The organism is Pseudarthrobacter sp. RHLT3-21 (assembly GCF_059383495.1).
The window spans coordinates 138852-151677 of sequence record NZ_JBWZCI010000006.1; the positions used below are offsets into that span (position 1 = coordinate 138852).

Below are 12826 nucleotides of genomic sequence, written 5' to 3' on the forward strand. Positions count from 1 at the left end.
GAAGGCCCGACGGCGGCCGCTCACCCATGGTGATCGCCACGCCGCGCGCCTATGGTGAGGTTATGTCTGATTCCTTCTCGTCCTTTGTGGACACCTTCAAAAACATTGGCGTCACCAAGGCTTATGGCCCGGCCGTCCGGGTGGACGGGGAAGAAATCGTCCCGGTTGCCCTGGTGTCCTTCGGGTTCGGAGGAGGCGGCGAAGCTGGCAACGGTGCCTCCGGCGGGGGTGGCGGCGGAATGGTGCTGCCGCTGGGTGTGTACCGGAGCGTCGGCGGCCGCGCGGCGTTCCGTCCCAACACCGTGGTCACCCTGATGTGCCTGGTCCCGGTGATCCTGGCCGCCGGCGCCGCAGCGGGCCGGGCCATCCGCGCTGCACGGTCCTAGAAAGGGAGCCCTTGCCCTCGACTGCCCGGTGGGTAGTTGAGACGCAAGGGCTCCCTTTTTGGTTGGGTCCCGTCATCAGGCTTTCCGGCTGGCCCGGTGACGGAGGTGTTGGACGGCGCTAACGGCGAGGGCGCCAGCGAGGACCAGGTAGAGGGTGATGGTGATTGGGCTGTCCACCAGGATGCCAAGGTTCCCTTGGGAAACGGCCAGCGCGCGGCGCAGTTCGGTCTCCGCCATCGGCCCCAGGATCACCGCGATCAGGACCGGGGCCAGGGGGATGTTGTAGCGGCGCATCAGGAATCCGGTGAGCCCGATGGCGATCAACAGCCAGAGGTCAAGCACCGCGGAGCTTACCGCGTAGACGCCGAGCATCGAGAAGACGGTGATGCCGGCGTAGAGGTAGTGCTTGGGGATGCTCAGCAGCTTGGCCCAGACGGAGGCGAACGGAATGTTGATCATCACCAGGATCACCAGGCCGATGAACAGCGAGGCCAGCAACGCCCACACCAGGTCGCCGCTTCGTTCGAAGAGCAGGGGGCCGGGCTGCATGCCGTACTGCTGGAATGCGGCAAGCATGATCGCCGCTGTGGCCGACGTCGGCAATCCCAAAGCGAGCAGGGCACCCATGGCAGTGCCGGCGGTGGCGTTGGCCGCGGCTTCGGGAGCGGCCAGGCCGCGGATGGAGCCGGTGGTGCCGAACTCGGGATCGTTCCGGCGCTTGGCCAGATGCTTCTCGGTACCGTAGGCCAGGAAGGTGGGCACCTCCGCGCCGCCGGCGGGGATCAGCCCGAACGGGGCGCCGAACGCGGTGCCGCGGAGCCAGGCTGGGAGTGCCTTCTTGAAATCGGCGAGGGTAAGCCTGGCTCGCCCTTTGGTTTCGATTTGGGTGGCTACCGGGTCGCGGTGGATGCGGGAGGCGATGTGGAACACCTCGCCGAGGGCAAGCAGCCCCACTGTGATGACAATCATCGAGATCCCGTCGAAGAGCTGGGGCATGCCCAGGGTGAACCGGGCGGTGCCGCTGGGGCCGTCGATTCCCACGAGGCAGAGGGCGAGGCCGATTCCCAGTGCCGCGATGCCGCGGATCACTGATTCGGAGACGACGGCGGAAATGGCCAGGAACGCGAACACCGCCAGCGCGAAGTACTCGGCCGGGCCGAAGACGGTGGCCATTTTGACCAGGGTCGGCGCGAAGAAGACCACCAGGGTGGTGGCGATCAGGCCGCCGATGAAAGCTCCGATGGCGCAAGTGGCCAAAGCTTTGGCGGCGTGTCCGTTCTTTGCCATCCGGTGGCCCTCGAACGTGGACGCGATAGCGGACGAGTGGCCGGGGGTGTTGAGCAGGATTCCGGACGTGGAGTCACCGAAAAGGCCGCCGAAGTAGATGCCTGCGAACATGATGAACGCTGCCGTCGGTTCCAGTGAAAAGGTCACGGGCAGCAGCAGCGCCACCGCCATAGCGGAGCCAAGCCCGGGAAGGACGCCGACGGCGGTGCCCAGGACTGCGCCGATCAGCACCCACAGGAGGTTGATGGGTGTCAGTGCGCTGGCGAAGCCGCCCATCAGGAGTTCGAACTGTTCCATTAGAAAATCCCTCCCACGATGCCGGAAGGCAGGCTGAGGCCCAGCCCGGCGCCAAAGGCCAGTTGAGTAATTGAAGAAAAGAGCAGGCCAACGCCGATGTCGAAGACCTGGCGGCGGCTGCCCAAGGCATAGGCAACAACCCAGAACAGCATCGCAGCGCTGATGATCCAGCCCAGAGGGTTGAGCAGCAGGACAAATGCCACTAAGCCGGCCAGCAGCAGGCCAAGCGTCCGCCAGTCTGAGTAGGTCTTCCAGGTTTTGGCCGGATTTTGGGGTGTTTCATCTTCACAGGCCTCGTCTTCTGCCTTGCCCAGATGGCCAAGGTCGTGCAGCATGTCTGCGGAGAACTGCCCTCTTCCGGGGTGGATGGAGTTGTCCGGGACCTTCGGTGAACGAATGATCTGGATCGCCAGCAGGGTGGCCACCGAGTACAGGACAATGCAGACGAGGATGGGGAAGAACTGCGGTCCGGGAGCTGACTTGCCCTGCACGTTCATGGTCGCTGTGCCCACAGTGAGGAAGATGGCCACTGCGTAGAGCACTCCGACCACTACGAATTCACTGCGGCCGGTCGCGAATCCTGCTTTTGTTCTCCTTTGCGGTTCCGTAGCGGATCCTGTTTCTTGCTGGTGCTGGGTGATGCTCATAGGCCGAGGTCCTTTACGATTTCTTGGGCCGTTGCAACTTCGTTGTTGATGAACAGATCGAATTCTTCGCCGGTTGAGAAGGTGTCTGTCCAGTTGTTCCGCTTGAGGGCTTCCTGCCAGTGGGCGCTGCTGCGCATCTCGGTGACGATCGCGATGAATTCCGCTTTCACTTCGTCGGTAGTGCCGGGCGCGGCCACAAACCCACGCCAGTTGGACATGGATGCGTCCACGCCTTGTTCCTTGAAGGTGGGAACGTCCACGCCGTCGAGCCGCTCCTCCGAAGAGATCGCCAGGGCGCGCAGCGTTCCCGCTTCGATCTGGTCGCTGACTTCGTTGTAGCCGGACATGCCGGCGGACGTGGTGTGGGACAGCAGGGAGGTCAGTGCCTCCCCGCCTCCGGAGTACGCAATGTAGTTCACATCTTTGGGGTCTACGCCTACGGTTTTGGCTACCATCGCGCTAAGCAGGTGGTCAATGGAGCCCAGGGAGCCGCCGCCGATCGAGGTTCCGCCGGGATCCTTCTTCCAGGCGGCCAGGAAATCATCGAGGGTTTTGAAATCGGAATCGGCAGGGACCACCAGCGCCGCATAGTCATCGGCCAGCCGCGCGATGGGAACAACGTCAGCCATTGACTCCGGATTGTCGCCGAGTTCGATGGCCCCCACCATCACGCCACCGGTCGCCAGGAGGGCGTCTTCGCGCCCCGGAGTCTGAACGAACTGGCTAAGGCCGATGGTCCCGCCGGCACCGGGAACGTTGACCACCTGGGCGTTATTGACGACGCCTCCACTCTTGAGGGCCTGCTGTCCTTCGCGGGCAAATCCGTCCCAACCGCCGCCCGGGGCCGCGGGAGCGATCAGGGTGAGTTTGTTCCTGGCAGTGCTCGTTCCACCAGCGGTGCCGGCATTCACGAACGCAAGCGCAGCGATGACGGCCACAACCAGGCCGAACACGGCATTGCGTAGGGGCTTTTTCATGGTTCTCGTTCCGTAACGACGTTGTTGGGCGGGGCGAAAGTGCATGGCTTCGATTCGAATACCTTTGTACACAATGAAATACAGTTATACCTGTGATGACAATCACTGGCAAGTCGATGCCAGCAGAAACAGCCTTGCATCAATTGCATACGTTTGTATACAGTGGGATTCATTAACCCAGCGAAAGGACAACCAATGTCTATCGGTAATGGAGCCGGACCCCAGAGTGCGGACATCGTTGACGTAATTGTGGTGGGCGGCGGAAACGCCGGTTTCACGGCGGCGCATGCTGCGGCGGAACGCGGGCGGCGAGTTGTGTTGCTGGAAAAGGGCGAGAAGGACATGGCCGGGGGCAACAGCTTCTATACCGCCGGCGCCACCCGGATCGTTCACAACGGGCTGGACGACCTGCACGGCCTCGTGGAACCGAATGAGCGGCACGGCCGCACCGTGGTCCCCCCTTACAGCGCCGAAGAATATGCATCGGACCTGGCAAAAGTCACCGAGGGCCGGAACGACCCCGCGCTGACGGAGGTTCTCATCGCCGAGAGCCAGTCCACCCTTCGGTGGCTCAATGGGCTGGGCCTGAAGTACCGCCTGATGTACGAGCGCCAGGCGTATGAGCGCGCCGATGGGTCCTACCTCTTCTGGGGCGGACTGCACGTTGGGAATGTGGGTGGCGGCGAAGGCCTGATCGAAGACCACACCCGGGTTGCCGGCGAACTGGGAATCGATGTCCGCTACGGCAATGCGGCGCAAAGCCTCATCGTGGAGAACGGGCGGGTTGCCGGCGTCGTCATCAAAACCGCTGAAGGCGAGCAGCGCCTTATGGCGGAGTCCGTGATCCTCACCGCAGGCGGTTTCGAGTCCGCCCCCAAGTGGCGGCAGGAACACCTGGGTGAAGGCTGGGAGAACGCCAAGGTCCGGGGAACCCCGTACAACACCGGTGACATGATCGCCGCTGCGCTGGAGATCGGCGCCACCAAGGGCGGCGACTGGAGTACCTGCCACAGCGTGCAGTGGGACGCTTTCACGGCCACCAACGAGAGCAACCGTGAACTCACCAATCGGCTGACCCGGCAGAGCTACCCGTTTGGCATCATTGTGAACACCGACGGCAAACGCTTCCTGGATGAGGGCGCGGACTTCAGGAACTACACCTATGCCAAGTACGGCAAGGAAATCCTCAAGCAGCCCGGATCGGTGGCGTACCAGATCTTCGACGCAAACCTTCGTCCGATGCTGCGCAGCGAGGAATACGACATGCCCGGCATCTCGGTGGAGGTGGCGGACACGATCGAAGACCTGGCCGCCAAGATCGGCCTGGACCCGGAGAGCCTGGCCAAGACCGTGACGGACTTCAACAACTCCATCGACCGCTCCATCCCGTTCGACCCCACCATCAAGGACGGCCGGAAGGCCGCCACTGAACCGGTCAAGAGCAACTGGGCCGCCCCCATTGAGGCGGGCCCCTTCTACGCCTACGGCGTTTCGTGCGGGATCACCTTCACATTCGGAGGCATCAAGTCGGACACTCACGGCCGCGTCCTGGACGCTGACGGCAAGCACATCGAAGGACTGTTTGTGGCGGGTGAAATGCTCGGCGGGCTGTTCAGTGTCAACTACCCGGGCGGCACCGGCCTTGCAGCAGGGTGCGTCTTCGGCCGGCGGGCAGGCGTTCTGGCGTAAAGTTCCTTTCGAACAACTACCAATCACTCCCAGGCATCAAGGACCACTCAAGTGACGGAAACAGCAACCCCACGCATTGACGGAGAGAGCATCTTCCGGACCCTGCGCAGCGAAATCCTGTCCGGAGTGCACCAGCCTGGCACTACTATTCGAGAGACGTCACTTGCCACCCGTTTCGGCGTCTCCCGGACACCCGTCCGGGAGGCGCTGTCCCGCCTGCAGCAAGAAGGGCTCCTTGAGCGCGTCGCCAGGGGCCTGCAGGTTCCTCAGGTTGACCCACAACAGGTCATCCAGATCTATGACATGCGCATCCTCCTTGAGGAAGAGGCAGCGCGTCAGGCCGCCCGGGCCAGGCAGTTTCCGGACCTGATGCGGCTTGAGGCTTTGCTCCAGCGGGACCGTGAACTCCAGGAACCGGATGACCACACCCGAATCACCACCAACCTGGAGTTCCACGCCGCCGTCTGGAACTGCGCCCACAACCCTGTCCTGAGGGACCTGCTGGACCGGCTGTCAACGCACCTCATCCACGCGCCCCGGTCCACCCTCTCCACGGGGAACCGCTGGGCGGAATCGCTGGATGAGCACGAGGCCCTGATCCATGCCATCGATAAGCAGGACAGCGATGCCGCCGGAAAAATAGCGCGGAGCCACATGGAAAAAGCGCGCACTTTGCGTCTTCAGCTGCTCCGGGAGACGGCGCTGCAACAACCGCTGACCAACAGCGGTACCCGCCGCTAGAACGGCTAGCGGGGGGAACGCCGGTTGCGCGCTTGGCGCGCCAGCCGGATGAACGCGTAGACAAAGACGGCCTCGATCAGCACCATCAGCCCGAGCAGCAGCCACTGCCCCTGGGCGATGAAGACCACGGCGCCTGTAAGGACCAGCGTGGTGCCGAGCGCCAGCGCGTACACGGCGAAGCCGAGGGCCACTTTGGCGCTGCGCACACCCGTCCGGAAGCCAAAGCCCACCGGTTCGCCACCCGGGTAGCCGGCCACCCGGTCCGGGACGGCGGGCTTGAGCTTGTCGAATTCCGCCCAGGGGTCCGGGTCCTGATTGGTCATGCTTCCATTATCCCGCTGTTCCCCGCCCACCCGCCGTCGACGGATTCTGCTCAATCATTCGACGGCGGCATGCGGGCCACCCCGGAAATCCAGCCCTGGCGACCAGATAGGACTGGATGATTGAGCAGAATCCGACGCGAGGCCCAGGGCGCGCTGAGCAGCCACCTATTCCCCGGTTTGCTCTATCACGTATCGTTGCTAAACCACGGTTTTGGGGACCAAAAGTGATAGGTCAACCGGGGCGATCGGCTCGTTGATTGCAGGTTCTTGGTGGGTAATGACGACGGCGTCGCTCACCACGTCAGCCAGCCTGCCGTGGCGCGCGTAGGCCTGCCGCTGCAGCCTGGCGCCGGTTCCGTTGCTGAAGATCCGGTGCAGGGATGCCTCCACGTAGGCTGAGTCGCCCGCCTCGTCCAAGGCGTCGCGGACATGGTTATGGAGAGCGCCGATGACATTGCGTGCGGACTCCGGCTTGTGGGTCAGCGGGTGGAGCAGCTCGCCCTGGATTCCCCACCGGCTGGCCAGCCAGGCCCCCTGGCGCAGGATGATGGCCGAAACCATGTCCGGTGCCTGCCCGGATTTCCATTCCCGGGCAGCGGTCTCCACCAGACCCCGCACCAGGGCTGCGATCAGGACGGTGTCGCGGGGATCTAGGCAAACATCGGACACCCGGATCTCCACGGTGGGGTGGCGGGCGGAGAGGCGGGCGTCAAAATCAGGGTTGTTGACTACTCCCGTGCCGGCCAGGTCCGCTACCCGCTGGTGGTACGCCTGGGCCGAGCCGAAGATTTCCGTCGGCCCGGCGGAGGACCACCGGTTCCAGGCCTGGGTGCGGAAACTGGCGTAGCCGCTGTCAGCGCCGTCCCAGAACGGGGAGTTTGAGCTCAACGCCATCAGCGGCGGCAGCCAGGCCCTGATGCGGTCCAGGATCGCGACGCCTTCCTCGTCAGAGTCAACGGAGACATGGATGTGGCATCCGCAGGTCAGCTGCTCGCGGGCCGTCAGGGCGAACTTTTCCAGCAGCGCGTCATAGCGGGTGTTGCTGGTGGAGTGGGGTGTCACGGCCAGCGGGGACGTGGCGAGGGCAGCGATCCTGGCGCCCGCTTTTCGGGCAAGCGAGTCCGCGAGAGCGCGGCCGGACAGGATCTCGGCGGAGAGCCCGCTCAGGGTGCTGTGCGGGTGGGTGATCACTTCGATCTGTTCCTGGTGAAGCTCGACGGCGAGCATCGGGTGCGTGGAAAGGTCCGCCGGTTCGCCCGGGTCCTGGAGACGCAGCAGGTCTGCGGCCAGGGGCAGGGGACTGCCGTTGGAGGGATCAACGATCAGGAATTCTTCTTCAACACCAAAAGTACGCACTAGCTAAGTGTGCGCCAACAAAAGCAGCCCCAGATCCACACTTGTTCCCGTCCTCCGTGGGGGCATCCGTGAAGGTACCGTGGGGGAACCGGGGAGGGCCGCCTGAAGCGGTTGAAATCCCCTATATCCGCAGAGGCCCTTTCAGTTCCATAATGGCCACATAGGCATCGGGGACCCTCGCGCCGATGATGGCTGGCGCGGCTGAGAGTCCCAGGTGGCCGCTCCGGCACTTGGCGCAAGGGGCGGCCACGCGGCACCGGACAACGATGTTCCGGATCCGCCACCGGGGGAGAGCATCGCCACCAACACGAAAGCAAGGCACAAAGGAAATCATCATGCTCAAGGATTCAACTATCATGGCCGTCCTCGCTGCGAAGGACATCAACAGGGCGAAGGATTTCTATCGGGACAAGCTGGGCCTGGAACCGTCCGATTCCATGGAGGACGACAGCCTGTTCTACAGCGGCGGCAATGGAACGGGTTTCCTGATCTACCAGACAGAGAATGCCGGGACAGCCAAGAACACCCAGATGGGCTGGGAAACGGACAACCTCGAAGGCGAGATGGTGGAACTGCGGGGCCGCGGCGTCGTCTTCGAAGAGTACGATTTCCCCGGCCTGAAGACGGAGAACGGCGTTGCCGATAATGACTGGGGGAAGTCCGCCTGGTTCCTGGACAGCGAAGGAAACATTCTTAACATCTCCCAGCGCAAGTCGCCAGCCGCAGGCTGATTGGCGCACGAAGGGGCCGCACTTGCCGCGAACGGAAGTGCGGCCCCTCGCGCGCCACGCTCAGGAACAGACGCGCCACCTTCAGGAATAGAATGGGCGCCATGGGCACCGTTGACGATTCCTTGGCCGATCTGCCTGAGCCGGACCGCGGCTGCCTGCAACATGTGATCGCTGTTGCAAGGGCCGTTGTGCCGGAGGCTGAGGAGGGGATGAGCTACGGGATGCCCGCCCTGAAATTTGAGGGAAGCCACTCGTGGGCGTCGTCCGGGCCCCTCCCCGACGACGTGCTGGAGGACATCGTCCGGCTGCGCCGTGCCGAGATCCTCGAGTAGGGCCTGCCCCGCTCCTACTGATCCGCTCAGACGGCCTGGTAGGTAGCGATCACGACGCCGGTAGTTGTGGTCACGCTGCTGGCGAGCCGGAGCTCTGACGAAGGGCCGCCGTCCGGGAACAGGCGGCGGCCCGAACCGAGAACCAGTGGGTGGATGAGGAGCACGTATTCGTCGATGAGGTTCCTGCTTCTCAGCGACTGGATCAGCTCGCCGCTGCCCAGGATGGCGATGTCCGGCCCCGGCTCCTTCTTGAGCGTGGCCACGGCCGCTCCTGCATCGCCCTGGAGCAGCGTTGAGTTCTTCCAGGGCAGGGGTTCGGTGAGCGTTCTTGAGGCGACGTATTTTCGGATGTTGTCCAGGACGTCGGTGAAGGGGTTGTCCTTTTGGTGCGGCCAGTAGCCGGCGAAGTCCTCGTAGGTGCGCCGCCCCAGCAAGAGGGATCCTGTTTGCGCCATTCCCTCGCCCATCACACGTCCCATGACGGGGTCGTTGTAGCGCAACGCCCAGCCGCCACGCCGGAAACCTCCGCGGGTGTCCTCGTCGGGACGGCCCGGCGACTGCATAACACTGTCCAGCGACAGGTTAATGGTTACGCTTACTTTTCTCATGGTGGATTCCTTGAAGTACCCCAGCGCGGATGGGTAAGGGTTCCATTATCCCGCGCTATCCGGCGGTGGGGCGAGCGTGTAAGCATGGGGCTCAGTAAAAAATGGCACGTTGAGGAGGACCTGATGAAATCCAACGAACTGCTGCTGGACGCGTTCCGCCGGATCCGCGAAATCGTGGAGGCCACGCTTAACGGGCTCGACGACGGGTCGCTGGCACTGAGGCCGGCGGGCACCGGGAACTCGATTGCGTGGTTGATCTGGCACCTCGGCAGGGTGGAGGACGCGCAGGTGGCCAGCGCCGCCGGCCTGGACCAGGTTTGGACGGCACAGGACTTTGCCGGCCGTTTTGGCCTGCCGCTGACAGACCGTGACACCGGGTACGGTCACTCGACCCACCAGGTCGACGCGGTGCGGGCCCGGCCGGAACTTCTCCTTGCGTACTACGACGCCGTCCACCGGCAGACCACGGGATTCCTGGAGACTCTCACCGACGAGGACATGGACCGAATCGTGGACAAACGTTGGGATCCGCCCGTTACCCTCGGCGTGCGGCTGGTCAGCACCATTGCCGATTGTCTCCAGCACGTGGGGCAGGCCGCTTACGCCAAAGGGTTGAACGCCGAGTAGGGGAGAATCCCATGGACACAGACATAGTTGCGGCAGTTCTCCATGACGGCATAACCATCCCTGTCACGGTCCAGGGAGACGGACCCGCCGTCCTCCTGCCGGTCAGCCAAGCGCTGCACACGGCAGCCAAGGCGGAGACCCTGCGCCAATGGGGCGGGGACCCGGACCTGGGACCAAACCTCATCAGCGGACTGGCACCAACCAACCGGGTCATAGCGGCCGACTACGAAGCACACCGGATGGCCAACCCTGCGCCGCAGACGCTCACCCCGGCGAACATCGCCGTCGACCTCCTGGCCATCGCGGATGCCGCCGGCGCTGAGGCCTTCGCCTATTACGGCTACTCCTGGCTGGCGCTGAGCGGCCTGCAGCTTGCACTCCGTACCGACCGTCTGCGGGCGCTCGCCATGGGCGGCTTCCCGCCGCTCGAGGGTCCGTACCGGAGCATGCTGGCGGTCACCCGGGCCGCGCATGCCATGTCCGTGGCGACGGCCGGCGAACCGGCCGGCCCGGTTCCTGAACCCGAGCCGGGCTACTGGGACTCGGTGTCGGTCCAGACCACCGAGGCGCAGACGCAGCAGTTCGTCACCCTGTACGAAGCCCTGCAGGACTTTAACGATTCAACCGCCGCGCTCCCGGTGGACCTGGCCAAACTCGCGTTCGCCGGCGTCGAGGACCAGATCGACTACAAACCGGTCTGGGGCGGCGTGCGGGTGTCCATCGGGGAGCCCTTGGCGAGGCATCAAGCGGCCCTGACCAAGGCCGGGTGGGACGTCCGTGTCCTGCCGGGCCTGGATCATATGGGCGCGATGCACAGCGCCGTGGCGCTGCCCATCCTGACCGACTGGCTGCAGAAAAGGGGCTGGGTGAAGTAGCTAGGCTGGGGCCATGGACTTTCTCATCCGGCAGGCTACTCCCGAGGACGCTGAAGCGGTGGTGCGCGTGCACACCCTGGCCCACGAGGAGAGCTACGGGGACCGGCTGTCAGCGGAGTTCTTCCGCGCGCGGCGGGCCAGCATTCCCGAACGGGTGGAGCGTCGTCGACCATTCCTGGCCGGGAGCGACCCGCGGATCATCGCGGTGGACGCCAACCATGAGGTGGTGGGTCTCGCCGACTCGGGTCCCGGACGGGATGAGGACGGCCCGGAGGCGCTGGAACTGTATTCGCTGTACACGCTCCGGCGGACGCACGGCAGCGGGCTGGGGGCCGCGTTGCTGAGCGCGGCCGTCGGCGAGAGCCCGGCTTATCTCTGGGTGCTGGAGAACAATCCCCGGGCGCTGGCCTTCTACCTCAAACACGGCTTTCGGCCTGACGGCGGGCGCGGGCAGCTGCCACCCGAGTGGGAAGAGCTGCCCGAAATCCGGATGGTCCGTTCGGGGCGGGCCGCGTCCTGACCATATGGACAGGGTCTTGTCCGGATAAAAGGTCGCTACCGCGCTGGGCCAGGATCGCCGTCGTCGCTTATCTGTCGGTGACGGTTTCCGTTGTTGGCGCTGCGCTCCTCGCCGGCTCCCTCGACGTGGATCTGGATGAGACGGTCCGGGAGTGGCTGATGCGGGCCTTGGTGGTCCTGACGCTTCCCGTATCGGCAGCGTATTTCGCCGCGGGCTTCCTCCTTGATTCCTCGGGTCCGCCGTCCTCGGGCGGGTTGAGGCCGACGGCGGTCCTCTTCCGGTGGATGATCCTGAGCATCCGGAAGCCGGTTCCAGCCGCCCCGCCTGTCGCTGTGCCTGTCGCTGTGCCTCCGGTTCCGGTGGTGACAATTCACGGGGTCACCCGGAACGTCCGGAACCTCTGGTGGGCGGTGCCCCTCGCCGTTCTGCTGAGCCTTCCGCAGTGGCTCGTGGCGGGTCTTGCCTGGTGCGGGATCAGCGGCTGCAGCGGCGGAGGCTTTGGGGTGTCCACCGGGACCGAATGGTTGGCGGTCACAATGGGCGTAGTGAACGGGTTGATTCTCGCGGTGGCTGTTTTTGCAGTGCGCTGGATGTATCCCACGCGGAGACGCGCCCTCATTGCCCTGGCGGCCGGAACGCTGTTCGGGCTACTGGGGGCTGCAGTCACGCACGGGTAGCACGGCGACGACGTCGTCGCTGTTGAAAGAAACGTACGACGGCGGTGCTCGCCGATCCCGGTTCCTTCCCCGGGCCCGGGGTGCCACCGCCCGTGAGACGGACTAGCGGACCCCGCCGGATTCTGGCCGGACGGTCCGGCCTGAAGGTGCCCGGTCCACGACTGTAACGATGGGCCGATGCGGGATGGACGACGCGAGGGCAAGCACAACAACGAACGACGTGGCCAATACGGCAACCCAGGCGCCGCGCGGTTCGGTGAGGGCGAGCCCAGTGCCAGCGATTCCGGGTCCGGCCAGCGCGAGTGCTGCGAGGAGTGCTGCGCTGATGAGTCCGGAGACCAGCCTGCTCCAAAGCGGCCCCCGACGGGAGATCGCGTAGCCACCGCCGACCGCCATCAGGGCGACGGCGATCGCCCCTCCGCCTAGACCTTGGGTCAGGAGGGCGGCAATCGCACCGGGCATCAGCATCGGGGCGACCGCAAATGCGAGTGGTGCAAGGGCGAGCCAGCGCCATCCGCGTCGGCCGCCGGTGCGCCGGAGTGCTTCAGCCCAGCCCAGCAGTCCGCCCGTAATGGCTCCAGGCAGGAGGATCGCGCCGAACGTCCCCCACCAGCCGAAGGTGGATGCCGGCCCCGCGAGCTCCACCATGTAGGCCCGGAAGCCCGCGGCCCAGGCAATCCCGCAGATTGTGCCGATCGCTATGAATGCGGCATTGCGGGCGCCGACGGAGTGGGTGTTCACGGCAGCCAGCCA

16 protein-coding genes are annotated in these 12826 nt (G+C 64.7%); 9 read left to right on the forward strand and 7 right to left on the reverse strand.

What is annotated here, in order from left to right; genetic code table 11:
- Positions 1-62: 62 nt before the first annotated feature.
- Entirely contained in the window at positions 63-386 is a 324-nt protein-coding gene (locus AC50YA_RS09055; RefSeq protein WP_494981951.1) for a hypothetical protein, read from the forward strand.
- Between the two features lie 75 nt (positions 387-461).
- Here AC50YA_RS09055 and AC50YA_RS09060 read toward each other — a convergent pair whose 3' ends face one another.
- Genes AC50YA_RS09060 through AC50YA_RS09070 form a run of 3 tightly spaced genes read right to left on the reverse strand, consistent with a single transcriptional unit; the run spans position 462 to position 3594 of the window.
- Positions 462-1970: a tripartite tricarboxylate transporter permease gene (locus AC50YA_RS09060; protein ID WP_494981952.1), complete on the reverse strand. Its 1509-nt coding sequence runs from the start codon at positions 1968-1970 to the stop codon at positions 462-464.
- Complete coding sequence (locus tag AC50YA_RS09065; protein WP_494981953.1) at positions 1970-2617, reverse strand: tripartite tricarboxylate transporter TctB family protein; 648 nt, start codon at positions 2615-2617, stop codon at positions 1970-1972. The genes AC50YA_RS09060 and AC50YA_RS09065 overlap by 1 nt, the downstream gene beginning before the upstream one ends.
- A complete protein-coding gene (locus tag AC50YA_RS09070; protein ID WP_494981954.1) occupies positions 2614-3594 on the reverse strand; it encodes a Bug family tripartite tricarboxylate transporter substrate binding protein in 981 nt (326 codons plus the stop codon). Before AC50YA_RS09070 ends, AC50YA_RS09065 begins: the two co-directional genes overlap by 4 nt.
- A gap of 195 nt (positions 3595-3789) precedes the next feature.
- Between AC50YA_RS09070 and tcuA the strand changes: the two genes are divergently transcribed.
- Entirely contained in the window at positions 3790-5283 is a 1494-nt protein-coding gene (gene tcuA / locus AC50YA_RS09075; RefSeq protein WP_494981955.1) for an FAD-dependent tricarballylate dehydrogenase TcuA, read from the forward strand.
- A gap of 51 nt (positions 5284-5334) precedes the next feature.
- Positions 5335-6024 (forward strand): GntR family transcriptional regulator, encoded by a 690-nt coding sequence (locus tag AC50YA_RS09080; RefSeq protein ID WP_494981956.1) that lies wholly within the window; start codon positions 5335-5337, stop codon positions 6022-6024.
- A 5-nt stretch (positions 6025-6029) separates the two neighbouring features.
- Here AC50YA_RS09080 and AC50YA_RS09085 read toward each other — a convergent pair whose 3' ends face one another.
- Complete coding sequence (locus AC50YA_RS09085; protein WP_494981957.1) at positions 6030-6347, reverse strand: hypothetical protein; 318 nt, start codon at positions 6345-6347, stop codon at positions 6030-6032.
- Positions 6348-6545: 198 nt separating this feature from the next.
- Entirely contained in the window at positions 6546-7703 is a 1158-nt protein-coding gene (locus AC50YA_RS09090) for a glutamate--cysteine ligase (RefSeq protein WP_494981958.1), read from the reverse strand.
- 335 nt (positions 7704-8038) lie between these two features.
- Between AC50YA_RS09090 and AC50YA_RS09095 the strand changes: the two genes are divergently transcribed.
- Both AC50YA_RS09095 and AC50YA_RS09100 read left to right on the forward strand, forming a co-directional pair.
- Complete coding sequence (locus tag AC50YA_RS09095; RefSeq protein WP_494981959.1) at positions 8039-8434, forward strand: VOC family protein; 396 nt, start codon at positions 8039-8041, stop codon at positions 8432-8434.
- A 101-nt stretch (positions 8435-8535) separates the two neighbouring features.
- The gene (locus AC50YA_RS09100) at positions 8536-8766 is read left to right on the forward strand and encodes an iron chaperone (RefSeq protein WP_494981960.1); all 231 of its coding nucleotides are present in this window, start codon (positions 8536-8538) and stop codon (positions 8764-8766) included.
- Positions 8767-8792: 26 nt separating this feature from the next.
- Here AC50YA_RS09100 and AC50YA_RS09105 read toward each other — a convergent pair whose 3' ends face one another.
- Entirely contained in the window at positions 8793-9374 is a 582-nt protein-coding gene (locus AC50YA_RS09105) for a dihydrofolate reductase family protein (RefSeq protein ID WP_494981961.1), read from the reverse strand.
- 123 nt (positions 9375-9497) lie between these two features.
- Between AC50YA_RS09105 and AC50YA_RS09110 the strand changes: the two genes are divergently transcribed.
- From AC50YA_RS09110 to AC50YA_RS09125, 4 genes are all read left to right on the forward strand, one after another.
- Positions 9498-10001, forward strand: coding sequence for a mycothiol transferase (locus AC50YA_RS09110; RefSeq protein ID WP_494981962.1), 504 nt, complete (start codon positions 9498-9500; stop codon positions 9999-10001).
- 11 nt (positions 10002-10012) lie between these two features.
- Complete coding sequence (locus AC50YA_RS09115; protein ID WP_494981963.1) at positions 10013-10876, forward strand: alpha/beta hydrolase; 864 nt, start codon at positions 10013-10015, stop codon at positions 10874-10876.
- Positions 10877-10889: 13 nt separating this feature from the next.
- Positions 10890-11396 carry a GNAT family N-acetyltransferase gene (locus AC50YA_RS09120; protein WP_494981964.1) on the forward strand — a complete coding sequence of 169 codons (507 nt, stop codon included), beginning with the start codon at positions 10890-10892 and terminating at the stop codon, positions 11394-11396.
- Positions 11397-11473: 77 nt separating this feature from the next.
- Positions 11474-12073, forward strand: a complete 600-nt coding sequence (locus tag AC50YA_RS09125) for a hypothetical protein (protein WP_494981965.1) — start codon at positions 11474-11476, stop codon at positions 12071-12073.
- 102 nt (positions 12074-12175) lie between these two features.
- On the opposite strand, the gene AC50YA_RS09130 is transcribed toward AC50YA_RS09125, so the two are convergent.
- Positions 12176-12814, reverse strand: a complete 639-nt coding sequence (locus AC50YA_RS09130) for a hypothetical protein (RefSeq protein ID WP_494981966.1) — start codon at positions 12812-12814, stop codon at positions 12176-12178.
- Positions 12815-12826 lie beyond the last annotated feature (12 nt).

Excerpts from the sequence above, each read along its gene's own strand:
- AC50YA_RS09055 (WP_494981951.1), top strand. The coding sequence starts at position 63 with ATGTCTGATTCCTTCTCGTCCTTTGTGGACACCTTCAAAAACATTGGC.
- AC50YA_RS09060 (WP_494981952.1), bottom strand. The coding sequence starts at position 1,970 with ATGGAACAGTTCGAACTCCTGATGGGCGGCTTCGCCAGCGCACTGACA.
- AC50YA_RS09065 (WP_494981953.1), bottom strand. The coding sequence starts at position 2,617 with ATGAGCATCACCCAGCACCAGCAAGAAACAGGATCCGCTACGGAACCG.
- AC50YA_RS09070 (WP_494981954.1), bottom strand. The coding sequence starts at position 3,594 with ATGAAAAAGCCCCTACGCAATGCCGTGTTCGGCCTGGTTGTGGCCGTC.
- tcuA (WP_494981955.1), top strand. The coding sequence starts at position 3,790 with ATGTCTATCGGTAATGGAGCCGGACCCCAGAGTGCGGACATCGTTGAC.
- AC50YA_RS09085 (WP_494981957.1), bottom strand. The coding sequence starts at position 6,347 with ATGACCAATCAGGACCCGGACCCCTGGGCGGAATTCGACAAGCTCAAG.
- AC50YA_RS09095 (WP_494981959.1), top strand. The coding sequence starts at position 8,039 with ATGCTCAAGGATTCAACTATCATGGCCGTCCTCGCTGCGAAGGACATC.
- AC50YA_RS09100 (WP_494981960.1), top strand. The coding sequence starts at position 8,536 with ATGGGCACCGTTGACGATTCCTTGGCCGATCTGCCTGAGCCGGACCGC.
- AC50YA_RS09105 (WP_494981961.1), bottom strand. The coding sequence starts at position 9,374 with ATGAGAAAAGTAAGCGTAACCATTAACCTGTCGCTGGACAGTGTTATG.
- AC50YA_RS09110 (WP_494981962.1), top strand. The coding sequence starts at position 9,498 with ATGAAATCCAACGAACTGCTGCTGGACGCGTTCCGCCGGATCCGCGAA.
- AC50YA_RS09115 (WP_494981963.1), top strand. The coding sequence starts at position 10,013 with ATGGACACAGACATAGTTGCGGCAGTTCTCCATGACGGCATAACCATC.
- AC50YA_RS09120 (WP_494981964.1), top strand. The coding sequence starts at position 10,890 with ATGGACTTTCTCATCCGGCAGGCTACTCCCGAGGACGCTGAAGCGGTG.